The organism is Brevundimonas sp. SS2672 (genome assembly GCF_059579685.1).
Window position 1 is genome coordinate 2,345,848 of sequence record NZ_CM184201.1, and the last position, 22,687, is coordinate 2,368,534.

Below are 22,687 nucleotides of genomic sequence, written 5' to 3' on the forward strand. Positions count from 1 at the left end.
CAAGCCTCTTCGGAGGACGCGGAAACACCGACGCAGGGCCCAGGCTCCCGATCCTCTAGCGCTTCGGCGCAGGGATCACGGAGAACCAGGCCGGGATTGACGGACGGCGCGAGGTTCGCCTTGCGGAACGCCGAAGACCAGGAGCCGACGGAAGGGTTGCCGAACGACGCCGGGTTCGCCCGTCGACGCTGAGGCCGAGTTCCGACCCGATAGCGGCCAAGTCCAACCCGGACTTGGCGAGGGGACGCGATCCGCGATCCGACCGGCGACGGTCTGGTTCAAGGGTTACGTCCCCTCGCTCAATCCCGGCGCCGGCCTTGCGGGGTGAGGTGCTCGATTTCCGGGTCGGAATCGGTCCCGGCGACGCCCGCCGCCTTTCCAAGCGCGGCCCGCCCCCCTACACCCTAGACGTGATGACTCGCCCCCGCCTGCACCGACGCGGCCTGATGGCCGGCGCCCTCGGCCTGACCGCCCTGGGCGTCCTGACCGCGTGTGGCCGCACTCCGGCCCAGACAGACGAGGCCGGGCGGGTGCGCCTGCGGGTGGCCGCGGGCGGTCCGGCGGGCGCCCTGCACGGCGGCTTCTATCAAGCCGTCGCGACCGGGGCCTATGAACGGCGCGGCCTCAACGTCGAGATCCTGAGCGGGCCGTCGGGCGCCGACATCCCCGCCCTTCTGGCCGCCAGCGCGGTCGAACTGGCCGTCGGGCGCGACAGCTTCCTGCCCCTGCGGCTGGTCGCCGACCGGGCGCCGGTCAAGGCCGTGGCCGCCTTCCTGCAGAAAGATCCCGTCGTCCTGCTGGCCCATCCGGACCAGGAGCTGGAGGATCTGACCGTCCTGCGCGGTCGCCGCATCCTGATGGAGCCCGGCGACCAGGACAGTTTCTGGCTATGGCTGCGCGCCCGCTTCGACCTGGCGTCCGACCAGGCCCGCGTCGGCGCGGCCGAGGACAATCTGAAGGCCTTCCGCGAGGATCGCGAGAGCGTCCTGATCGCGCGGCTGACCGACGGCGCGCCCGAGGCGATCGCGCGCGAGGTCGGCTTCCAACCCCTGGTCCTGATCCCGGCCGAGGACGGCTACCCCTCCTACTCCGGCCTGGTGCTGGCGCCCAACGCCTTCGCCCGCGACAACGGCCAGGCCCTGCGCGACTTCATCGCCGCCTCGGTCGAGGGCTGGCGCGACTACGTTCACGGCGACGGGGCCAGGGGCGACGCCCTGATCCGCCGCGCCAATCCCGACCTGCCCCAACGGGTTCTGGACGCCGCGCGTACGGCCCTGCGCGCCCAGGCCATGGTCGACGGCGGCGATGCGGCGCTCTACGGCCTGGGGGCCATGACGCCCGAACGCTGGCAGGCCTTCGCCGAACAGACCCAGAGCGCCTATTCGTCCGTCCCGGACTGGCGCGAGGCCTTCACCAGCCAGTACCTGCCCTCGCGCGGCTAGGCATTCGCCCGAGACCATTATCGGTCCAGATCAATCCCTTGAGCGATTATCCGGGTTCATGCGCGATCGCATGTGAACCGATTTCGCCCTAAGACCGCCCGGCGTTAGGCGAGGATTAAGCCGCGCCGTCTAGGCTGATCGGCTGAACCTCTTCACCTTTCACGAGGCGCCGGTGCCCCGCCCCCTGACCATAGCCGCCCTTCTGCCCGCGCTCGGCGCGGCCACGGCCGCCTGGGCGCAGGGCGTCCCGCAAGACGCCTCCCAGACCGTCCAATCGCCCTATCCGTCGGCCGCCTATGGACGCCCCCTGTCCTGGCCTGGCCGCGCCCAGAACCACCCGTCCGTCCAGTCCGCCCCCGCCTATCCGACCGCCGCCGCCGACAGCTTCGCCCCGCCGCCGGAGGCGGCCTATGCGGCGGCGCCCGTCGTCCGTTCTTACGCCCCGTCATCGGTCGCGCGCCCGCCTGTCATCCCGCATGGCGGCTATCCCTGGCGCGCCGGAGCGCCCGGCTACAGCCGCCAGCTGACGCCCGCCCAGACCTGGGGCGCGCCGCCGCCGATCCCGGCCCCGCCGCCCTCAGCCAACGCCCTGACGCCCGCGCCGGACTTCCGCCCGGTGACCAGCCATCCCGATGCGACCTGGGGCCCCTATGTCGCGCCCCCGGGCGAGCCCCCCGCGCCTGCCTACATGCCCCCGGCGCCGTATCAGCCGACCCATCAACCCGCGCCCTGGGCGCGTCAGCCCCTCTCGGCTCAACCGCAACCCGTCGCGCCGCCGCCGACGGACTACGCCCCTGCGCCCCACATGCCCGAGGCCCGGCCTCAGCCTCAGCCGATGGAGCGCGCCCCAGCGCCCAGCCACGCCCCCTGGACGCGCCCGCAACCCCAGCCGGAGCCGCAACCCGCGCCGCCGGTCCAGCGCACGCCCGCCCCTGAGCCGACGCCCGCGCCGATGCCCGAACCCGTGCGGCCGATGCCGACGCCGCCCGCGCCGGTCCAGCCCGCCCCGCGCGCTGTCGCGCCTGCGCCCGCGCTCCAACCGGCCCCCCAGCCCGCGCCAGAGCCGGTCCGGCAGCCCGCGCCGATTCTCGAACCGGTGCCGCCCGTTCAACCTCCGGTTCAACCACCCGTCCAGCCGGCGCCGCAACCCATGCCGGCGCCTGTCCCGGCTGACCCGGCCTTCGATCCGATGGCCCCTCGACGCGACGCGCCGATCTTCCAACTGCAGCGGAACACGCCCCAACCGGCCGCCCCGACGCCTGCTCCCGCTCCTGCGCCTCCCGCTCCGAACGCGGCGCCCGCGGCGCAACCCGCGCCCCAACCTGCGCCTCAGCCCGTGTCGGATGACGCCCCGGCCCAAAGCGGCGCCCGCTACTATTCGGTCCACCGCCAGGCGGGCCGTCAGCCGGACGCCACGCCTCTGCCCGCGCCCAACTACCTGGACGCCCTGCCGGTCGAGCTGGATCAACCGATCGCCTCGGACGACCTCGCCCAGCCGCCCGAAGCGCCCGCCGTCATGCGCGACGCCCAGGGCCGCCTGCGCGCGGCCCCCATGGCCGACGATCCCGTGACCGACGGGCCGATGCTCCCATGAGCGACGGCGCCGCCTCCTCTCCCGTCGCCGCCGCCCCGGCCGAGACCGGCTCGCGCCTGCCCGACCTGATCGCCCTGGCGCAGGAAGCGTCCAGCCCCAAGCGCCGCGCCCTGCTGCGTGAGCTGACCGACTGCTTCTTCGGTGCCGCCGAGCGCACGGAGTCCGAGACCGCCCTCTACGGCGCCGTCCTGTCCGACCTGACCGACGCCATGGAGACGGCCGTGCGCGCCGAGCTGGCCGAGCGGTTCGCCGAGGCGCCGGACGCCCCGCATCAGCTGATCCGCCGCCTGGCCAATGATGAGGCCGAGACCGTCGCCGCCCCCGTTCTCAGCGCCTCGCCGGTGCTGACCGAGGCCGATCTGATCGGCGTGGTGCGCTCGCGCGGCCAGGGCCATATGCGCGCCGTCAGCCGCCGCGCCGCCGTGTCCGAGGCCGTGTCCGACGCCATCGTCGAACGCGGCGACGACGAGACCCTGGGCGTCCTGCTCGGCAACGAAGGCGCCAGCCTGTCGCGCGCCGCCTCCGAGACCGCCGTCGAGCGCGCCCGCGCCAACCCGGCTCTGCACGCCGTCACGGTCGAGCGCGCCAGCCTGCCGCCCGATCTGCTGAACGACCTCTATTTCGACGTCGAGGCCCGGCTGCGTCAGCGCATCCTGGAGCAGAACGCCCGCCTGGACCCGGCCCTGCTGGAAAGCGCCCTGGCCGCCGGCCGCACCCGCGTCGCCGCCGAGGACGGCGCCCTGCCCGCCGACTACGCCGAGAGCCTGGCCTATGTCGAGGAACTGCGCGCCGCCGGTCAGCTGACGCCCCAGGTGCTGGCCCGCTTCCTGCGCTCGGGCGGCCAGACCGCCTTCCTGATCGCCCTGTCGCAACTGGCCGACGTCGACTTTCACACCGCCCGCCAAATCATCGAGCGGCGCGAGTTGGACGCCCTGGCCGTCATCTGCAAGGCGGCGGACCTGGATCGCGCCCTGTTCCTGACCTACGCCGTGGTGCTGCTGAACACCGACGACAACGCCATGGGCAAGGCCCGGGCCTACGCCGGGATGTACAACGAACTGACGCGCGAGGCGGCCCTGCGGACCCTGCGCTTCTGGCGCGCCCGCAAGGCGATGCAGGCGGCCTGATCTACTCGTCGTAGCCGGTCGGGCGCGGCGCCGGACGGCGGCGCTCGCGGTCGAAATCCATCCGGTCGCGCGGCAGGGCCTCGGGGCATTCGTCCCGCATGAAGGCCAGCATCTTCTCGCGCACCTCGGCTCGCAGGTCGAAGGCGACCGAGGCGTTGCGCGCGCTGGTCAGGCAGCGGACCTGGGCCGTCCGCTCGGTGACGTCCGTGACCTGCAAGGCCACCACGTCGCCGTCCCAGTGCGGCGAGGCGTGGGCGATCTGCTCCAGCTTGACCCGCAGCCGGTCTATGGGCGCCTCGTAATCCACATAGAGGAAGGACACGCCGATCAGCCGCGAATCCTCGCGGGTCCAGTTCTGGAACGGCTTCTGGATGAAGTAGGTCAGCGGCAGGACCATGCGCCGCCAATCCCACAGCTTGACCACCACATAGGTCGAGGTGATCTCCTCGACCCGGCCCCATTCGCCCTCGACGATGACGGCGTCGTCCAGCCGGATCGGCTGGGAGGTGGCGATCTGGATGCCCGCGATCAGATTGGTCAGGAAGGGCTGCAGCGCCAGACCGGCGACGATGCCGACCACCCCGGCCGAGGCCAGCAGCGACAGGCCCCACTGCTTGACGCCGGGAATGGTCAACAGCGCCAGCCCCAGGGTGATCAGGCCGATCAGGATGGCGGCCACCCGCTGCAGGATGCGCGTCTGGGTGACGTGCTTGCGGGCGTAGAGGTTGTCCTCCGCCTCCATGTTGAACTTCTTGAGGTGAACCACCGCCCCCGCGTCCACCGCTCCCGCCAGCATCCAGCCGCACACCAGGATGAAGCCGAACAGCAGGGTGCGCCGGATGAACAGCGACGGCTCGGGATCCAGCGGCGACACGGTCACGGCCAGGGCCAGGGCGATGATCATCACCGCGATCCGCACCTTCAGCCGGGCGCGCTTCAGCATCCCCTTCCAGAATTCGTCGCGGTTGCGCACCGCCAGTTTCAGCAGGGCGAACACCACCTGATTGGCCGCCCAGCCGATGAAGACGAAGACCACGGTGATGATCGACACCACGGCCCATTCCGGCAGCCAGTGGAACTGACGCCAGAGCGCAAAGACGGTGTTGGTCAGATCGACGACGAACTGGGGCATGGCTCGACCATAGCCCTTCTCCCCGCCGGGGGAGAAGGTGGCTCGCGCAGCGAGACGGATGAGGGGGACGCCAAATGACGCACCCCCGCATCAACCCGTCCGGATGAGGGAAGCGTCCCCCTCATCCGAGCGGCTTCGCCGCCCACCTTCTCCCCCGGCGGGGAGAAGGGTCTTATCGGGCCGCCGCCTCCACCAGATCGGCCAGCCTTTGCGCCGCATCCGGGATCGCCACCGAGCGCGCCGCCGCCGACATGGCCGCCAGCCCCGACGGATCGGACAGCATCTCTCCCAGGGCCGCCGTCAGGCTCTGGACGGTCAGATCGTCCTCGGCGATCACCTTCGCCGCGCCCGCCTCGGACAGGGCCCGCGCGTTCAGGGTCTGGTGGTCGTCCATGGCGATCTTCAGCGGAATCAGCACCGACGGCAGGGCCGCCACGGCCAGTTCCGAACAGGTCGAGGCCCCCGCCCGCCCGATCACCAGATGCGCCTTCGACAGCCGGTCGGCCATGTCGCGGAAGAAGGGCGCGACCTCGGCCTCGATCCCGGCGTCCAGATAGATCTGGCGCGCGGCCTCCAGCGTCTCGGGCCGCGACTGCTGCTGCACCTTCAGCCGGTTGCGGATGCCTTCGGGCAGGGCCGCCAGGGCGCGCGGGGCGGTCTCGGACAGGATGCGCGCGCCCTGACTGCCGCCCGTCACCAGCACATGGATCGGCCCATCCTCGACCGGCGCGACATAGGCCCGGTCGAACAGGGCGCGGATGTCCGGCCGCACCGGATTGCCCACGAGGCGCGCGCGGGCGCCGACCCTGGCCGGCGCCCGCCACAGCGTCGGAAAGGCCGCCGCCACCGTGCCGACGGTCGAGGCCAGCATCCGGTTGGTGCGGCCCAGGACGGCGTTCTGCTCATGGATCACCGTCGGCCGCCGCGTCGCCACCGCCGCGACCAGGGCGGGCGCCGACGGATAGCCGCCGAACCCGACCACCACGTCCGCCCCCAGCCTGTCGAAGGCGGCCTTGGCCTGCCCCACGCCTTTCAGGATGGCGACGCCCGCCTTCAGCAGGCCGATCGGACCGCGCCCGGTCGCCGCGTCCAGCGCCAGACGCTCTTCGGCGGGGAAGGCGTGGGCGTACTGCTCGCCGCGCTTGTCGGTCGCCAGCACCACGCGCCAGCCGCGCGCCGTCATCTCGCGGGCCAGGGCCTCGGCGGGGAACATATGGCCGCCGGTGCCCCCGGCGGCGACGACGCAGACCTTGGTCATGGGCGGTACTCTCTTACGGCAGCAGGCGACGACGCGGGGCGACGTTCGACCCCAGTTCATAGGCGCCCGGACGACGCCGGGTCAGGGCCAGGGCGAACCCCATCGTCAGCCCCATGGCCATCATGGACGACCCGCCGTAGCTGATGAAGGGCAACGTCATCCCCTTGGTGGGGATCAGGTTCAGGTTCACCGCGATGTTGATGCAGGCCTGCAGCCCGATCAGCATGAACAGCCCCGCCGCCGCCGTCTGTTCGAAGGAGTCGTTCAGCTTCATCGCCCGCCGCATCCCGCGAATGACGATGAAGGCGTAAAGCCCGATCATGATCAGCGACAGCACCAGGCCGAACTCCTCAGCCCCGACGGAATAGATGAAGTCGGTGTGCAGGTCGGGGACGTGGCGCTTCATCACCCCCTCGCCGATGCCGCGCCCGACCAGCCCCCCGGCGCGGATCGCCTCGGACGCGCGGTCGATCTGGTGGGTGTCGGTCGTCTCGGGCGACAGGAAGCGGCTCAGGCGGTCACGCATGTGGCTGAACATGAAATACAGCGACACCACCCCGCCCGCGCCGACCGCCGCCAGGGCCGCCACCCATTTCAGCGGCACTCCCGCCATGAAGAAGACGGCCATGAAGGTGGTGGTGATCAACAGGGTCTGGCCGATGTCCGGCTGGATCAGAAGCAGGCCCACCGTCAGCGCCCACAGGCCGAAGGCGATGCTGACGCCGGGCACGCCCTCGCCTTTCTGGGCCTCGGCGAACATCCAGGCGGCGAAGACGATCAGGCCGGGCTTGGCGAACTCGGACGGCTGCAGGCTGAACGGCCCCAGATTGATCCAGCGCGCCGCTCCCTTCACCGTGTCGCCGATGAAGGGCAGGGCCGCCATGACCACGATGGCGCACAGCAAGGCCAGCACCGCGATCCGTCTGACCCCCCGCGGCGACAGCAGCGAGGCGCTCAGCATGACGAACAGCCCCATGGTCGAGAAGACCATCATCCGCCACGAATAGTGGAATGGATCGGTGATGGATTCGTCCGCCGCGATCGCCGCCGGGCTGGAGGCGAAGCTCAGCGCCACGCCCAGCGCCACCAGCGTCAGCGCCGCGCCCAGCAGGCCGCGATCCACCGTCCAGAACCAGCGCGCGATCAGGCTCTGGTCGTTGCGCGAAAAGGGATGGCTGTAGCTGTTGTGGGTCATGCGGCGGGCTCCGGCCGTGCGCCCAGGCTCAGGACGGCGGCGCGGAACGCCTCGCCCCGGACCTCGAAATCAGGGAACTGATCAAAGCTGGCGCAGGCGGGCGACAGCAGGACCACCTGCTCGCCTCCAGCGGCAGCGGCATCGGCGGCGGCCAATTCGACGGCCCGCTCCATCGTATGGGCGACGACGTGCGGCGTGTCGGCCAGAGTGACGGCGAAGGCGTCCGCCGCCTCTCCGATCAGATAGGCCTTGGTCACGCGCGGGAAGAGATCGTGCAGGGTCTCGATGCCGCCGTCCTTGGCCTTGCCTCCCGCGATCCAGAAGACGGAAGGGTAGGAGGCCAGCGCCTGCCGCGCCGCATCGGCGTTGGTGGCCTTGGAGTCGTTGATGAAGCGCACCGCGCCGAGGCGGCCTACGGCCTCCATCCGGTGCGACAGGCCGGGGAAGGTCAGCAGGCCCTCGACCGCCGCCTCATGCGACACGCCCAGCGCCCGCGCCGTGGCGTAGGCGAAGGCTGCGTTCTGTGCATTGTGGCGACCGGGAAGCGAACGCGCGGCGGTCAAATCGGCCAGCACGGCGCCCTCAACGATCAAGGCGCCGGGCTTAGCCCCTATCCCGCTCATCCCCGCGGAGGCGGGGACCCAGTTCTTTGGCTGCAGCCCCCCGGTCGGCGTCGTGGAGACGGCTCTTTCTGGGTCCCCGCCTCCGCGGGGATGAGCGGATGTAGAGACGGTGCAAACCCGCCGCCCCTGCGCCCGCAGGTCCGCCGCAGCCTTCCGGCCCCATTCTTCATCCACGCCGATCAGCGCCAGCGCCTCACCGTCCTGCGCCTGAAAAATCCGGCGCTTGGCGGCGACGTAGCCCTTCAGCCCGCCGTGGCGGTCCAGATGGTCCGGCGACACATTGGTCAGGATCGCCACGTCCGGCGCAAAGCCCGTCGTCAGGTCCAGCTGATAGGACGACACCTCGATCACATAGACCGCATCCGCCGTCGGCTCCGGCAAGGCCAGCACCCCGATGCCGATATTGCCGCCGATATGAACGGTCAGGCCCGCCTGCTTCAGCACCCAGCCGATCAGAGCCGTGGTCGTCGACTTGCCGTTGGTGCCGGTGATGGCGACCACGCGCGGCCGTTCCCCTTGCGGCAAGGCGGCCAGCGCCCGCGCGAACAGCTCCACGTCGCCGATGACCGGCACGCTCGCCTCATGGGCGCGCTCGACGCTCCAATGCGGTTTCGGATGGGTCAGCGGCGCGCCCGGCGACAGTACAAGCGCGGCGAACCCGGACCAGTCAGCGCGGGTCAGATCCTCGACCAGGAACCCTTCGGCCTCGGCCTGCATCCGGCCCGAGACGCCGTCGTCCCACAGCACGGGGATCGCGCCCCCGGCCTGAAGCGCGCGCGCCGCCGTAATCCCCGACCGCCCCAGGCCGAAGACCGCAACGCGACGCCCCTCGAAGCCGGGAACGGGGATCATCGGATCAACGCAGCTTCAGCGTGGCCAGACCGGCCAGGGCCAGCATGGCGGCGACGATCCAGAAGCGGATCACCACGGTCGATTCCGGCCAGCCCATCTTCTCGAAATGGTGGTGGATCGGCGCCATCAGGAAGATGCGCTTGCCCGTCAGCTTGAAGTAGCCGACCTGGATCATCACCGAGGCCGCCTCGACCACGAACAGGCCGCCGACGATGCCCAGCACCAGCTCGTGCTTGGTCGCCACGGCCATGGAGCCCAGGGCGCCGCCCAGGGCCAGCGAGCCGGTGTCGCCCATGAAGATCTTGGCGGGGGGCGCATTGTACCACAGGAAGCCCATGCCCCCGCCGATGATGGCGGCGCAGAAGATGGCCAGCTCGCCCGCACCGGGCACATGGTGGACCTGCAGATAGTCCGCAAACAGGAAGTTGCCGACCAGATAGCTGATGATGCCGAAGGCGCCCGCCGCCATCATCACCGGCACGATGGCCAGGCCGTCCAGCCCGTCCGTCAGGTTCACCGCGTTCGAGAAGCCGATGATGGTGAAGGCCGCAAAGGCCACATAGAACCAGCCGATGTTCAGCAGCACCGCCTTCAGGAAGGGGAAGGCGATCGAGGTCTCAAGCCCCGGCGAGGTCGGCGACTGGGTCATCCACAACACGGTCAGCACGCCTGCGATCACGGCCACGACCGTCTGGGCCAGCAGCTTCTGCTTGGACGTCAGCCCGGCCGAGGTCTGCTTCGTCACCTTGGCGTAGTCGTCGATGAAGCCCAGCACGCCGAACGCCGCCGTCACGCCCGAGACGATCCAGATATAGGGGTTGGTCAGGTCGCCCCACAGCAGAACGGCCACGCCGATGCCCGCCAGGATCATCAGCCCGCCCATGGTCGGGGTGCCGACCTTGGACAGGTGGGACACCGGGCCGTCGTCGCGGATCGGCTGGCCCCGGCCCTGCTTGGCGCGGATCCAGTTGATGAAGCGGCTGCCCATGGCCACCGCCACGATCATGGCCGTGGCCATGGCCAGGGCCACGCGCACCGTCTGATACTGGATCAGGTGGAGCAGCGGATATTCCTGCGCGATGTCCGCGTAATAGAGATAGAGCAGGTAGAACATCAGGCAGGCTTCCCTTGGGCCTCGGCGGCGACGCGCGCCTCTTGTTCGGCCACGCCGAGATTTGCAAGCGCGGCCGCAACGAGCGACGCCTTCGATCCGTTCGAGCCCTTGACCATGACCACGTCGCCGGGCTGCACCAGCAAGGCGGCCTCGGCGGCCAGTTCGGCGGCGGTCTCGCGCCATTGTCCGCGCAGCGACGGCGGCAGGGCCTCATGCAGCAGGCGCATCTGCGGCCCGGCCGTATGCACCAGGTCCAGCCCGGCGGCGACAATGGCGGGAGCCAGCCCCTCGTGCAGGGCGCGGCTGTGCTCGCCCAGCTCCAGCATGTCGGTCAGCACGACGACGCGGCGGCCGCCGGGCCCCACCGGCTTGGCGCCCAGGCTGACGAAGCCCGCCTTCATCGACAGCGGATTGGCGTTGTAGCTCTCGTCGATCAGGGTGAAGGCGCCGCCGGGCACAGCGACCGTCCGCTCCTGCCCGCGCCCGGCCAGAGGCTGAAAGCCCGCCAGCGCCTGCAGCGCCGTCTCCAGCGACACGTCCAGCGCCTGCAGCATCAGGATGACGCACAGGCTGTTCAGCCCCCAGTGCACGCCCGACTGGGCCAGCCGGTATTCGAGGCGCCGCCCGTCCAGCTCGGCCGTGACGGTCGCGCCCTCGCTGTCGGCCACGAAGTCCAGCAGGCGCGCGTCGCAGCCCGCTTCATGGCCGAAGGTCCGCACCACGGCCCCAGCCTTTCCCGCCCCCTGACGCACGATGTCGGCATGGGCGTCGGCGGCGTTGACCACGGCGATCCCGCCCGGCGCCAGCCCCTCGAAGATGGCGGCCTTTTCACGCGCCACGCCCGCCTCGCCGTCGGCGAAGGCTTCGATGTGCACCGGCCCGACCGTGGTGACGCAGGCGGCGTGCGGACGCACGAACTGCGACAGCGGCCCGATCTCGCCCGGATGGTTCATGCCGATCTCGAACACGGCGCGGTCCGTGCCCTGAGGCATGCGCGCCAGCGTCAGCGGCACGCCGATATGGTTGTTGTAGCTCTTGATCGATGCGTGGCTTGATCCGGCCAGATCAAGGCCCGCCTTGATGGCCTGGGTCACGCTGGTCTTGCCGACGCTGCCGGTGACGGCGCCGCGCAGGCGGGCGCGATCGCGGGCGGCGACGCCCAGCGCCTCCAAGCCCTTCAGGGTGTCGGGCACCAGGACATAAGACCCGCCCTCGACCGGCCGGTCGACCAGCGCAACCGTCGCGCCCGCCGCAAAGGCGGCCTCGGCGAACTCATGCCCGTCGCGCGCGCCGTGCAGGGCCAGGAACAGGTCACCCGGCTGAATCTCGCGGCTGTTGTAGGTCAGGCCCGAGACTTCAGAGTCGGGTCCATGAAGCCGTCCTCCGGTCGCCGAGGCGATCGCTTCGGCGGTCCAGAGCGGCGTGTGTGCGTCAGGCATGGTCTTTCAGGGCTTCGGTCGCTTCGGCGGCGTCGTCGAAGGGATGCACGACCCCGCCGACGATCTGACCCTGTTCATGCCCTTTTCCGGCGATCACGACCACATCTCCTTCGCGCATCAGGGAGACGGCGTGGCGGATAGCCTCGCGGCGGTCGCCGATCTCCAGCGCGTCGGGGCAGCCTGCGCGGACCTGAGCCCGAATGGAGGCGGGGTCTTCGGAACGCGGGTTGTCGTCAGTGACGATGGTCGTATCGGCCATACGCCCCGCGATCTCGCCCATCAGCGGACGCTTGGCCCGGTCGCGGTCGCCGCCCGCGCCGAAGACGACGATCAGGCGGCCCGTCGCGTGCGGACGCAGGGCGTTCAGAACTGTCTCCAGCCCGTCGGGGGTGTGGGCGTAGTCGACATAGACCTCGCCGCCGCGCGCGCCGCCGGGGATGCGTTGCAGACGGCCCTGCGCGCCCTGGATCAACTCCAGCGCCGGGATCACGCGGTCCGGGTCCTCGCCGCCCGCGATGCACAGACCAGCGGCCACCAGGGCGTTGGACGCCTGGAAGGCGCCCGCGAGAGGCAGCAGAATGTCATGCACCCGGCCGCGCGCGTCGAGGGTCAGGCGCTGGCCTTCCGGCGTCGCGCGGCGCGCCAGCAGCGTCAGGTCGCGCCCGCGTTCGCCGACGCCCATCACGCCCAGCCCCGCCATGATCGAGGCCGAGGCGAAGGCCGAATAGGCGTCGGAATCCGCGTTCAGAACCGCCGTGCGCCCGCGCGGCAGCAGGGCCTCGAACAGGCGCATCTTGGCGGCGCGGTAGTCCTCCATCGTGCCGTGATAGTCGAGGTGATCCTGCGTCAGGTTGGTGAAGCCCGCCGCCTTGATCGCCACCCCGTCCAGACGCCGCTGGTCGATGCCGTGGGACGAAGCCTCCAGCGCCAGATGGGTGACCTCCTTGCGGGCCAGTTCGGCCAGCAGGCGCGCGGCCTCGGCGGCGTCGGGGCTCGTCAGGCCAGGGCCGGTCAGGGCGTAGGTCCTGTCGCCCTTCTGGCCGACAACGCCCAGGGTGCCCATGCTGGCCGACTTCAGGCCCATGCCCGCCCAGATCTGACGGCAGAAGTTGGCGACCGAGGTCTTGCCGTTGGTGCCGGTCACGGCGACGCAAGTGCGCGGCTGGGCGCCGTAGAACGCGCGCGCGGCGATGGCGTAGGCCCGATGCACGTCGCCCGATCCGACCAGAACCGGCGCCGCGCCTTCAGGCGTATCGGACGGCGCCAGCACGGCCGCCGCGCCCTTGGCCAGGGCCTGCGGAATGAAGGCGCGGCCGTCGGCCTGCGTTCCCGGCAGGGCGACGAACAGGGCGCCGGGCACGACCTGACGGCTGTCGGCGGTGACGGCGGTGATCTCAGGGTCCGAGACCACGTCCCGGCGCAGCAGTTCGGAAAGGCGCAACTGGCTCATCGGCCGTCGCCCTCCACGTCCTGGAACTCGGGGATCTTTTCGCCTAGCGCGGTGGACCAGCGGTCGGCCTTGCGCTCGACGCCCAGGAAGCCGGCGATGCGGTTGGCGATCCGGCCCACGGCGGGCGCAGCGACATAGCCGCCGGTGCGCGGATAGACGCCCGGCTCGTCCATCAGGACGAAGACGGTGTAGCGCTTGGCGTCCACCGGCCCGTCGGCGGGGAAGACCCCGGCGAAGGAGCCGACGGCCACCGCCGGATTATAGCGGCCGTTGACCAGCTTGTTGGCCGAACCCGTCTTGCCGCCCATGCGCAGGCCCGGCGCATCGGCGAACCGGCCCGAACCGCGCGTCACGTTGCGGCGCATCAGGTCCAGCATGGTCGCCGACGTCTCGGCCGAAACGACCTGATGCGTCTGGGCGTTCGGACGGCCGCCCTTGCGCAGGGTCGGCGCCACATAGCGGCCGCCGTTGCTCAGCGCCCCATAGGCCGCCACATACTGGATCGGCGTGACCATGATGCCGTAGCCGAAGGACAGCGACGCCAGGGTGCTGTCGTCCCACTTGCGCACCTTGGGCGGAGCGGCCGATTCCTTCAGCTCGATCGGCGCGGCGTCCAGCAGGCCCAGACGGCGGAAATAGTCGCGCATCACATCGCCGCCCATCTCGACCGCCAGTCGCGAGGTGCCGATGTTGGACGAATGCAGATAGACCTCCTCCAGCGTCAGCACCTTGTTGGTGGCGTGGAAGTCGGTGATGCGACGCTTGCCGATCTGCAGGGCCTGAGAGGCGTCGAACAGGGTGTTCATGTCGGCCCGGCCGGTGTCGATGCCGGCGGCGACGGTGAAGCTCTTGAACACCGAGCCCATCTCATAGTGGGCCGAGGTGACGCGGTTCAGCGTCGCCTCTTCCGGCGCGGCGTTGCGACGGTTGGCGTCATAGGTCGGCCACGAGGCCATCGCCAGAATCTCGCCCGTCTGCACGTCGGCGACGACGGCGACGGCGCCCTTGACCTTGTGCTCCTCGGCGGCGATGGCCAGCTCGTTCTCGACCACGCCCTGAATGCGCAGGTCGATCGACAGGGGGAAGTCCTCGCCCGCGACGCCCGCCGCGCGGATTTCCTGGTTGAAGGCCAGCTCGGCGCCCGCCACGCCTTCGCCGCCCGTGTCCGAACGGCCGATCAGATGCACGGCGGAGGTCCCCAGCGGATAGACGCGGCGGTCCTCCGGCTCGAACGTCACCCCGCCCAGCGCCAGCGCATGAACCGCCCGGCGCTCCGACGGCGTCAGACCCGTCAGCGCAATCAGGCGGCGCTCGCCGCTCATCACCCGGTCCAGACGCGCGGCGGAAATGCGCGGCAGGGCGCGGCGCAACTGCGCCTTGGCGGCCGGAATGTCCCAGACCTCGCGCGGGTCGATATAGAGGCCGTAGTGGGTGATGTTGGTCGCCAGCAGCCGGCCGTTGCGGTCCACCAGGTCGGCGCGCGTCAGAGCGCCGGGATGGAAGCCCGCCCCCGCCCCGCCGCGCGGCGTCAGCAGCGCCGCGTGCGCCGCGCCCAGCGCCAGGCAGGCGAAGACGGCGCAGAAGGCCGCCATGATCAGGAAGATGCGGACGCGGGTGTCTTCTTCCGGCCGCGCATCGGCGCGGGCGCGCTCGAACGAGTGCTCCAGGTTCCACACCAGGGAGGCGACCCACCGCCCCCAGGCCGAGACGGCGCCGCCGAAGGTCGCCTGCGGGCGGCCGCGATAGCCCATGCCGTGGTGGTCATGCACGCTCATTGCACGGCCTCCGTAGCGGCGGCGGGCGGCGCGACAGGGGCCTTTTCAACCGGCTTCTCGACCGGCGGCGGTGCGATCTCGGTCAAGGCCGCCTCGCCCGCCTGCTTCTTCACATCGACCGGCCCCAGGCCGATCTCGCGCGACAGGGCCTCCAGCCGCGCGGGCTGCTCCAGCCGCGTGACCTCGGCGCGCAGCAGGCGGACCCGCTCGCGGTTTTCGCGGATGTCACGCTCGATACGGCTGATCTCGGCGCTCTCGCGCGCGGCGGCCGCCTTGGCGATGTAGACCGAGAAGACCAGCGCCAGCACGCAGGCCACGCCGATGATCTCGACGCAGCGCACGCCGCGCACCTTCCACTCGAACAGGCGTTTGACGGGGGCGGGCATGGCGATCATGCGGCCCTCCCCTTCATCGCGCCCCAGGCCGGGGCGTCGGTCCGAACCGCCGCGCGGATCTTGGCCGAGCGGGCGCGGGGGTTGGCGGCCAGTTCGGCCTCGCCCGCCTCGCGCGCGCCCTTGAACAGAAGGTCGAAGCTGGGCTTGCGCGTCTCGACCGCGACCGGCGCATGACGCGACCCGCCCGGCGCATTGCCGGTGCGCTCGGTCAGGAAGGCCTTGACCATGCGGTCTTCCAGGGAATGGAAGGTGACGACGACCAGCCGCCCGCCGGGCGCCAGCGTCGCCTCGGCCGCCTCCAGCCCGCGCTCCAGCTCGCCCAGCTCGTCGTTGACGGCGATGCGCAGGGCCTGAAACACGCGGGTGGCCGGATGGATGGCGGCGCCGCGACGCCCGCCCAGAGCCTTCTCCACCACCTCGGCCAGATCCAGGGTGCGGGTGAAGGGCTGCTCAACCCGGCGACGCAGGATGGCCGTGGCGACCCGGCCCGACTGGCGCTCGTCGCCGTACAGCTTGAAGATATGGGCCAGCGGCCCGTGGTCCCAGGTGTTGACGATGTCGGCGGCGGTTTCGCCCTCATCCGACATCCGCATGTCCAGCGGCCCGTCGCGCATGAAGGAGAAGCCGCGTTCGGCCTGATCCAGTTGCATGGACGAGACGCCGATATCGAAGACGGCGCCGTCCAGCTTGGCCTTGTCGCTCTCCTCGAACGCCTCGGCCAGACCGGAAAACGGCGTGCGGATCAGCTGGAAATGCTCGGGAAAGTCACGCGCCACGGCGTCCGCGAACGGCTGCACCGTCGGGTCGCGATCCAGCGCCACCACATCCGCGCCGCGCTCCAGAATGGCGCGCGTATAGCCGCCCGCGCCGAAGGTGGCGTCGATGATCACATCGCCCGCCTTAGGCGCCAGCGCCTCGATCACCTCGGCCAGCAGAACGGGCGCGTGCGGAGAAGTCATGCCGCTCCCCCGTCTTCGCCGCCATCGCCTGACGGCGCATCTCGCCGAACTGCTTGAGGCCCTCGCGCGCCATGCGGCGCTGCTCGGCGCGGTGCGCGGCCCACTTGTCCTTGTTCCAGATCTGGAAGCGCTCGCCGACGCCGTAGATGACGACCGTGTCGGACAGGTCGACCTCGGCGCACAGATGCTCCGGCAGGGTGATGCGCCCGCCCGAGTCATAGGCCAGCGGCTTCTGCTCGCCGAAGATCGAAGCTTCCAGCGCCGAGCGGTACGGATCGCCGAACGGCAGGCTTTCGATCACCGCGCGATATTCGGCGAACAGCTTGTCGCCGCCCGCTTCCAGACAGTCCGCTTCGATGGAGGGGAAACAGAAGACGCCATGTTCGGCGCCGTTCTCGGCCGTGCGGAATTCCTGAGGGATCAGGAGACGGCGCTTGCCGTCCAGCTGCTTCTCGTAGGTCGAGAGAAACACGCCCTGCCCTATCGAACCCTGCGGCCCGTCCCTGAAATCCGATGAAAAAGCCCACGCGTCGGGCCTTGGCCCTCACTCATGAGCTATTGGGATAGCATGGGATAGAATGGGCCTCAATGGGATTAGTTGACGCCCTTTAACCTAATTTGCGGTTCCGATGACGTCGTCACGACTGTAAAATCGGAACATACACAGAACAAAATGAGTATTCACAGCCTGTGGACGGGTTCTAAGGCCTTGATTTAAACGGAATGGTTAACGGCGCGCCCTCAAGCAGCGCGAATGCGCGGTAGGGCGAAATATAAAGCCAGACGGCCTGTAAGCCGGGTTCTGTTCCGCCCGAAAGCGGCGACGATCATTCCTCTGGGCCGCCCATTGCTGGACGGCTCTCGCGACCTACCCGGACATCTGGGGCGGTGAACCCTGCGGGGCGAGCCCCGCGCGATGTCCCTATTTGGTCTTGCTCCAGGCGGGGCTTGCCATGCCGTCGACGTTGCCGCCGACGCGGTGGGCTCTTACCCCACCCTTTCACCCTTGCCCCGGCGGACCGGGGCGGTTTGCTTTCTGTGGCGCTGTCCCTCGGGTCGCCCCGGGCGGGCGTTACCCGCCGCCTTTTCACCGTGGAGCCCGGACTTTCCTCGACGGGAGCAAGCCCCCGCCGCGACCGCCCGGCCGTCTGGCGAGCGCTAGATGCGCGCGATGGGACGCCGCGTCAATCCAGAACGCCCGTGACGCTCTCGACCGAAGCCAGTTGGAGCAGGCCGACCAGACGCGCCCGCGTCTCGCCGTCGGCCACGCCGTCGACCCGATCCGGCCGCCAGTGGCGCTGGAAGGCCTCGACCGTCAGGCGGGTCTCCTCGTCATAGGCGCCGGCCGGCTGCAGCCCATAGCCCAGCCGGTGCAGACCCGAGCGCAGGACAATGACGCCCAGTCCCTCGTCGCCCGGCGACAGAGGCGCGCCCAGGGCGCCGACGCGCTCCGGCGCCGGTTCGAACCACAGGCCGTGCCCGGCCTCGGCCAGCCGCTTCCACGGGAAGAGTTCGCCAGGGTCCTGCTTGCGCTCGGGCGCCAGGTCGGAATGGGCGATGATGCGGGCGTCGGGAATGGACCAGCGGGTGCGGATGTCCGCCGCCAGGGCGATCACCGCCCGGACCTGGGCCTCGGGAAAGGGGCGGTAGCCGAACTCATGGCCCGGATTGACGATCTCGACGCCGATGGAGGCGGCGTTGACGTCGGTCTCGCCCTGCCAGGCGCCGCGCCCGGCGTGCCAGGCCCGGCGCTCTTCGGCCACCAGGCGCAGGACGGCGCCGTCCTCGTCGACGACATAGTGGGCCGAAACCTTGGCTTCCGGATCCCGCAGGCGCTCGATCGCCGCCTCGGCGGTCTCCATGCCGGTGTAGTGCAGAACCAGAATGTCCGGCGGGCCGCGCCGGGCGTCGAAATTCGGGGACGGCGCGTCGGTGAAGGCGATCATGAGGGGCCTGTCAGCGCCCTTCCTTTTCCCAGCCGTAGGCCACCCAGGTGTCGCCGACCTTCCTGGCGTCGATGACCCCGTCGTCGCGACGGCGGCGCGCGGTCATGGCGCGGCGGGCGCGCAGGGCGAAACCGGCGAAGAAGACCAGCACGCCCCCAACCACGGCGATCATGGCTACGGCGGCGGCGGTGAAGACGGCCAGCAAGGCGCCGACCGTCACAGCCAGGGCGGTGGCGATCAGACCGGCGGCCCAGACGAAGGGCGCCAGCAGGCCGGAACCGGGCCGACGGCGCGCATTGAAACCCAGCTGGCCCATCGGGTCGGAGTTGATCATGAACTCAAAGCCTCTCTCAGCGTCCTGATGAACGCCTGAGGCGTAATGTCGGTCCATCGACCTGAACGGTCAATGCACTGCGACATCACGCACCAGTCACATTTGCTGATCCAGCCGCGCCTCAGAAGGCCGGCTGGTCCGCCAGGACGACGGAACCGCGGCTGCGCATCCGGTCGGTCTCAACGCGGTTCAGCATGGCCTGGGCGGCGGGATCGCCCATGACCTGGCCGACCTTGACCATGGCCTCGGCGGCCTGGCCCGAAGCGCCGAAGGCCGTCGCCAGGGCCTCCCACGGCGACTGCGGCTGCGGGAAGCGCTTGAAGCGGACGGTCTCGGACGAAGGAATCTTGGCCAGTTGGCGCGCCTTGGCCACGGCCTCCTCCAGACCGCCGAGTTGATCGACCAGACCCAGACCGTGGGCCTGGGCGCCGGTCCAGACGCGGCCCTTGGCGATCTCGCGCACGCGCTCGACCGGCAGCTTGCGGCCCTTGGCCACGCGGGCGACGAACTCTTCGTAGATGCGGTCCATCGAGGCGGCGAAGGCGGCGCGCTGGCCCTGATCGAAGCCCTGCACCGGCGAGAAGGCGTCGGCGTAGTCGCCGCCGACCGACAGGCCGCGCATGTCGACGCCGAAGCGGCCCAGGGCGTCAGCCAGCACGAACTTGCCGCCGAACACGCCGATCGAGCCGGTCAGGGTCGAGGGCTGGGCCACGATCCAGTCGGCTTCCGAGCTGATCCAGTAGCCGCCCGAGGCGGCGTAGGCGCCCATGGACACCACCACCGGCTTGCCCGCCGCCTTGGCCGCGCGCACGGCCGCCAGAACCTGTTCCGACGCTTCCGGCGAGCCGCCCGGCGAGGAGACGCGGAAGACGATGGCCTTCACGTCCTTGTCCTCGATGGCCTGATAGATGGCTTTGGCCGTATCGTCCGACCGGATGTTGGAGCCGCCGCCGAAGGGCGAGTCGTTGGAGCCGCGGCCGGTCATGATGGCGCCCTCGCCGCCGACGATGGCGATGGCGGACTTGGCCGAGCCCGAGCCCGAGGTCGTGCGCGTCCCCTTCAGCGAGGCGTAGTCGCCGAACTTGACGATCTTGGCGTTCTTGCCCGCTTTTTCCTTGGCGGCGGCCTCGGCTTCCTCGACCTGGCCGATCTTGTCGACCAGCTTCAGCGACAGGGCCTGATCGGCCGAATAGGGCCCGGCCTCGATGACGGCCTTCAAGGCCTCGGGCGTGGTCTTGCGGTCGCGGGCGATGTTGGCGACGGCGCTGTCGTAGATGGAGCCCATCCAGGCCAGCATGGCTTCACGGTGCGGGGCGGTGAAATCGCTCTGCGTATATTCGTTGACGGCGTTCTTGTATTCGTAGCGCTGCTCGAAGTCGGCCTTGACGCCGTATTTCTGGAAGGCGCGGCCCAGGAAGACGCTGTCCGCCGACAGGCCCACAGCCTGGAAGTTCGCCGTGTTCTGCAGCCACAGCTGATCGGCGCTGGAGGCGACCATATAGCTGGACATCACCGCGCCCACGGGCATGAAGCCCTGGCTGTGCGCGATGACCGTCTTGCCCGAGGCGCGGAAGCGGGCGATCGCCTGACGCACCTCGTCGGCCGAGGCGGGCGTCATGCCGGCTTCGGGCGCGCGCAGCAACAGCACCTTGACGTTGTCGTCGGCGGTCGCCTGAGCCAGCACGTCCACGACCTGGACCACCGACAGGCTGGGGCCGCTGAAGGCCGCGAAGGGATTGACCGGCGTCTGATCCGTCAGGCCGCTGCGCAGGTCCAGCTCCAGCACCGTATGGGCGGGCGTGGTCGGCTTGGAGGCCCCGGCCGCCATGGCGAAGAAGATCAGCGCCACCACCGGCAACACGACGAAGAAGGCCACAAGCCCGGCGAAGACGCCCAGCATGGTGAGGAAGAACTGCTTCATGGGAAGGCGGGCGTCCAGGATCGCGGCCAGAGGCGGCCAAGCGTGAGGATAGAGGCCGCGCCCCGCGCGTCAAATGAACGGACGGTAATAAACTTACGAAAAAGGACCCGCCGTTTCCGGCGGGCCCTTCTCGTTTCATCGCCGGATCGCGATCAGCGGCCGATGTCGTAGGTTCCGCTGATATCGATGCGGACCGTCAGCTCGCCGGCTGAGACCGGGGTCGAGGCGCCGCCCGCATCCATGGCGGCGCGAGCGTACATGGCCTGCGGCCGCACCTCAGGCGCATAACCGCCGCCCTCGGTCAGCGAACGCACCGGCCCCAGGTCGACGCCCAGGGCCTGGGCGTACAGACGCGCCTTGTCCTGCAGGGCGCGCACGGCCAGCACGCGAGCCTGGTCCTCGGCCGCCTTCGGGTCCTTCAAGCCAAAGGCGATGCCGTCGATCTGATTGACGCCGGCCGTGACCACGGCGTCGGCGGTCGTCCCGACCTTGCTCAGATCCTGGATCGTCACCGTAACCCGGTTCGAGGCCTGGTAGCCGCGCAGCTTGGGCGGCTCGTTCTGCTGATAGTCGTACTGGGCCGACAGGTTCAGACCCGAGGTCTGGATGTCGCGCTCGGCGATCCCGGCGCGACGCAGAGCGGCGACGACGCGAGTCATCTGCTGGGCGTTCTGGGCCATGGCTTCCTGGGCCGTCGGGGCCTCGGTCACCACGCCGAAGTTGATCGTGGCCTGATCCGGCGCGACCTTGACCTCGCCGTAGGCCGACAGGTTCAGGGCGGGTTGTTGGGCCATGGCGTGCACCTGCATCGGGGAAGCGCCGCCGGGCTGGGATTGAGCGCCAGAAGCGGCGGATGCGACGGCCGGCGCCGCCAAGGTCATCAGGGCCGTGCCCAGCATCAGGGCGCGTGCGGTGCGGGTCATTACGAGGTCTCCGTCGAATTCATTCGGGCGGACGTGTTCGCCAGCCACGGCCTAACTTGACCGTTTCAAGCTGAACGAACGCAAAAGACCCCTGTGCAGGTTCCGTTCATCGGCGTGAAAAGCGCGACGGGTCCAAGGCGGCTTTGCAGCCGCCGCGCCGCCTGCTAGGCACGCCTTCGTGTGCTTCGGGGGCCCGTAGCTCAATGGTTAGAGCCGACCGCTCATAACGGTCTGGTTGGGGGTTCGAGTCCCTCCGGGCCTACCACCCCCACCATTTTCTCCTTATAAATCAAGTACTGCCGTCAGGTTTGACAGCAAGGTTTGACATCAGACGTTCACGCTTTGCCCTCAAGCCGGGAGAAAGCCCTTTCTGCTAGGCGGCCCTGATCTGCGTCGCGCGTATAGGTTTCGACCTCATCAAGCGTTCGGTGACCTAGGACGGCTGCAACAGGCACGAGCCGAGGCCAAACATGACACCTACGATCATGTGGAAGCCAAACCTGAGACATATGTCGCCATGCGCGACCAGTATGAGGTTCAATTTGGCATTGGGCGCATCAAGGGCACCCTGACTAACTCATCCAGCTATCCTATTGGGAATTTCAAGCTGAAGTGTCAGGTGCGGGCTGAAACCGGAAAGGTCATCAAACGGTACGATACGATGATCCTAAAGCGCGTACCGGCCAAATCGACAATCCCATTCGGACCTGTAGAAGTTGGCTATGTGGACCCTCAGGCGTCAAGCCTAGGCTGCCGGATCGTAGACGCGGCCCTTCTTCACGGAGGGGCAGTCACAGTTACAGAGGATGCTCCTAGTCGATAGCATCAAGGCCGTCCTTCGGGGCGGCCTTTTACTTTGGAGCCTATCTTCACCTACGGGGCATGGGTTCACAGGCCCAACCGTCACGGTCTCTGTCATGTTCCAGATAGTAGCCCGGCTCACCCCTTCTAGCAGGAGCTAGGCGCACCAGACGTGCAGCAGAACAGCTTGGCTTGGCGAGAACGTGCCTTACCTTCTCTGTTGGTGAGAAGGGTCGCTCGTGTGCAGGCTTCTCAGGCCATAGGACCACCGCCCCAAACAGGCCAATGCACAGCACGCCAGCAAGCACGATTTCAACGCTATCCCGTCTCCTGTTCCTCGACATTTACCATTCCCTCAGCGCCAGCTGGGTTGACGATGGAGGCCTAACCCTTTGATTGTGTTAAGT

Annotated in this window: 19 protein-coding genes, 1 tRNA gene and 1 other RNA gene; 4 read left to right on the top strand and 17 right to left on the bottom strand. The window is 69.6% G+C overall.

Annotation, left to right across the window (positions count from 1 at the left end):
* The first annotated feature begins 413 nt into the window (after positions 1 to 413).
* The 3 genes from AC52GN_RS11920 to AC52GN_RS11930 all read left to right on the top strand — a co-directional run bounded on the left by AC52GN_RS11920 (position 414) and on the right by AC52GN_RS11930 (position 4,163).
* Positions 414 to 1,442: an ABC transporter substrate-binding protein gene (locus tag AC52GN_RS11920; protein ID WP_496527212.1), complete on the top strand. Its 1,029-nt coding sequence runs from the start codon at positions 414 to 416 to the stop codon at positions 1,440 to 1,442.
* Positions 1,443 to 1,614: 172 nt separating this feature from the next.
* A complete protein-coding gene (locus tag AC52GN_RS11925) occupies positions 1,615 to 3,036 on the top strand; it encodes a hypothetical protein (RefSeq protein ID WP_496527213.1) in 1,422 nt (473 codons plus the stop codon).
* Complete coding sequence (locus AC52GN_RS11930) at positions 3,033 to 4,163, top strand: DUF2336 domain-containing protein (protein WP_496527214.1); 1,131 nt, start codon at positions 3,033 to 3,035, stop codon at positions 4,161 to 4,163. Before AC52GN_RS11925 ends, AC52GN_RS11930 begins: the two co-directional genes overlap by 4 nt.
* A gap of 1 nt (position 4,164) precedes the next feature.
* On the opposite strand, the gene AC52GN_RS11935 is transcribed toward AC52GN_RS11930, so the two are convergent.
* The 16 genes from AC52GN_RS11935 to AC52GN_RS12010 all read right to left on the bottom strand — a co-directional run bounded on the left by AC52GN_RS11935 (position 4,165) and on the right by AC52GN_RS12010 (position 21,479).
* Positions 4,165 to 5,295, bottom strand: a complete 1,131-nt coding sequence (locus tag AC52GN_RS11935; RefSeq protein WP_496527215.1) for a mechanosensitive ion channel family protein — start codon at positions 5,293 to 5,295, stop codon at positions 4,165 to 4,167.
* A 172-nt stretch (positions 5,296 to 5,467) separates the two neighbouring features.
* Entirely contained in the window at positions 5,468 to 6,553 is a 1,086-nt protein-coding gene (gene murG, locus AC52GN_RS11940; protein WP_496527216.1) for an undecaprenyldiphospho-muramoylpentapeptide beta-N-acetylglucosaminyltransferase, read from the bottom strand.
* 13 nt (positions 6,554 to 6,566) lie between these two features.
* Positions 6,567 to 7,748: a putative lipid II flippase FtsW gene (gene ftsW, locus AC52GN_RS11945; protein ID WP_291777877.1), complete on the bottom strand. Its 1,182-nt coding sequence runs from the start codon at positions 7,746 to 7,748 to the stop codon at positions 6,567 to 6,569.
* Positions 7,745 to 9,223, bottom strand: a complete 1,479-nt coding sequence (gene murD / locus AC52GN_RS11950) for a UDP-N-acetylmuramoyl-L-alanine--D-glutamate ligase (RefSeq protein ID WP_496527217.1) — start codon at positions 9,221 to 9,223, stop codon at positions 7,745 to 7,747. The genes ftsW and murD overlap by 4 nt, the downstream gene beginning before the upstream one ends.
* 4 nt (positions 9,224 to 9,227) lie before the next feature.
* The gene (mraY, locus tag AC52GN_RS11955; protein ID WP_286949962.1) at positions 9,228 to 10,337 is read right to left on the bottom strand and encodes a phospho-N-acetylmuramoyl-pentapeptide-transferase; all 1,110 of its coding nucleotides are present in this window, start codon (positions 10,335 to 10,337) and stop codon (positions 9,228 to 9,230) included.
* Positions 10,337 to 11,776 carry a UDP-N-acetylmuramoyl-tripeptide--D-alanyl-D-alanine ligase gene (locus tag AC52GN_RS11960; protein WP_496527218.1) on the bottom strand — a complete coding sequence of 480 codons (1,440 nt, stop codon included), beginning with the start codon at positions 11,774 to 11,776 and terminating at the stop codon, positions 10,337 to 10,339. Before AC52GN_RS11960 ends, mraY begins: the two co-directional genes overlap by 1 nt.
* A complete protein-coding gene (locus tag AC52GN_RS11965) occupies positions 11,769 to 13,226 on the bottom strand; it encodes a UDP-N-acetylmuramoyl-L-alanyl-D-glutamate--2,6-diaminopimelate ligase (protein ID WP_496527219.1) in 1,458 nt (485 codons plus the stop codon). Before AC52GN_RS11965 ends, AC52GN_RS11960 begins: the two co-directional genes overlap by 8 nt.
* Positions 13,223 to 15,001: a peptidoglycan D,D-transpeptidase FtsI family protein gene (locus AC52GN_RS11970; RefSeq protein ID WP_496527220.1), complete on the bottom strand. Its 1,779-nt coding sequence runs from the start codon at positions 14,999 to 15,001 to the stop codon at positions 13,223 to 13,225. The genes AC52GN_RS11965 and AC52GN_RS11970 overlap by 4 nt, the downstream gene beginning before the upstream one ends.
* A complete protein-coding gene (gene ftsL / locus AC52GN_RS11975) occupies positions 14,998 to 15,396 on the bottom strand; it encodes a cell division protein FtsL (protein ID WP_496527221.1) in 399 nt (132 codons plus the stop codon). The genes AC52GN_RS11970 and ftsL overlap by 4 nt, the downstream gene beginning before the upstream one ends.
* Positions 15,393 to 16,355: a 16S rRNA (cytosine(1402)-N(4))-methyltransferase RsmH gene (rsmH, locus tag AC52GN_RS11980; protein ID WP_496527222.1), complete on the bottom strand. Its 963-nt coding sequence runs from the start codon at positions 16,353 to 16,355 to the stop codon at positions 15,393 to 15,395. The genes ftsL and rsmH overlap by 4 nt, the downstream gene beginning before the upstream one ends.
* The gene (locus AC52GN_RS11985; RefSeq protein WP_496527223.1) at positions 16,297 to 16,827 is read right to left on the bottom strand and encodes a division/cell wall cluster transcriptional repressor MraZ; all 531 of its coding nucleotides are present in this window, start codon (positions 16,825 to 16,827) and stop codon (positions 16,297 to 16,299) included. The genes rsmH and AC52GN_RS11985 overlap by 59 nt, the downstream gene beginning before the upstream one ends.
* Before the next feature lie 303 nt (positions 16,828 to 17,130).
* Positions 17,131 to 17,507: RNase P RNA component class A (gene rnpB, locus AC52GN_RS11990), an RNA gene on the bottom strand.
* Positions 17,508 to 17,539: 32 nt separating this feature from the next.
* Positions 17,540 to 18,301 (bottom strand): N-acetylmuramoyl-L-alanine amidase, encoded by a 762-nt coding sequence (locus AC52GN_RS11995; protein ID WP_496527224.1) that lies wholly within the window; start codon positions 18,299 to 18,301, stop codon positions 17,540 to 17,542.
* A 10-nt stretch (positions 18,302 to 18,311) separates the two neighbouring features.
* Positions 18,312 to 18,635, bottom strand: a complete 324-nt coding sequence (locus AC52GN_RS12000; protein ID WP_291777845.1) for a hypothetical protein — start codon at positions 18,633 to 18,635, stop codon at positions 18,312 to 18,314.
* A 121-nt stretch (positions 18,636 to 18,756) separates the two neighbouring features.
* On the bottom strand, positions 18,757 to 20,556 hold the full coding sequence (gene sppA, locus AC52GN_RS12005; RefSeq protein WP_496527225.1) for a signal peptide peptidase SppA: 1,800 nt from the start codon (positions 20,554 to 20,556) through the stop codon (positions 18,757 to 18,759).
* A 152-nt stretch (positions 20,557 to 20,708) separates the two neighbouring features.
* Positions 20,709 to 21,479: an SIMPL domain-containing protein gene (locus AC52GN_RS12010; RefSeq protein ID WP_496527226.1), complete on the bottom strand. Its 771-nt coding sequence runs from the start codon at positions 21,477 to 21,479 to the stop codon at positions 20,709 to 20,711.
* A 189-nt stretch (positions 21,480 to 21,668) separates the two neighbouring features.
* Between AC52GN_RS12010 and AC52GN_RS12015 the strand changes: the two genes are divergently transcribed.
* Positions 21,669 to 21,744 (top strand) — tRNA-Ile (locus tag AC52GN_RS12015).
* A gap of 604 nt (positions 21,745 to 22,348) precedes the next feature.
* Here the strand turns inward: AC52GN_RS12015 and AC52GN_RS12020 are convergent.
* Positions 22,349 to 22,624: an excalibur calcium-binding domain-containing protein gene (locus AC52GN_RS12020; RefSeq protein WP_496527227.1), complete on the bottom strand. Its 276-nt coding sequence runs from the start codon at positions 22,622 to 22,624 to the stop codon at positions 22,349 to 22,351.
* Between the last annotated feature and the right edge of the window lie 63 nt (positions 22,625 to 22,687).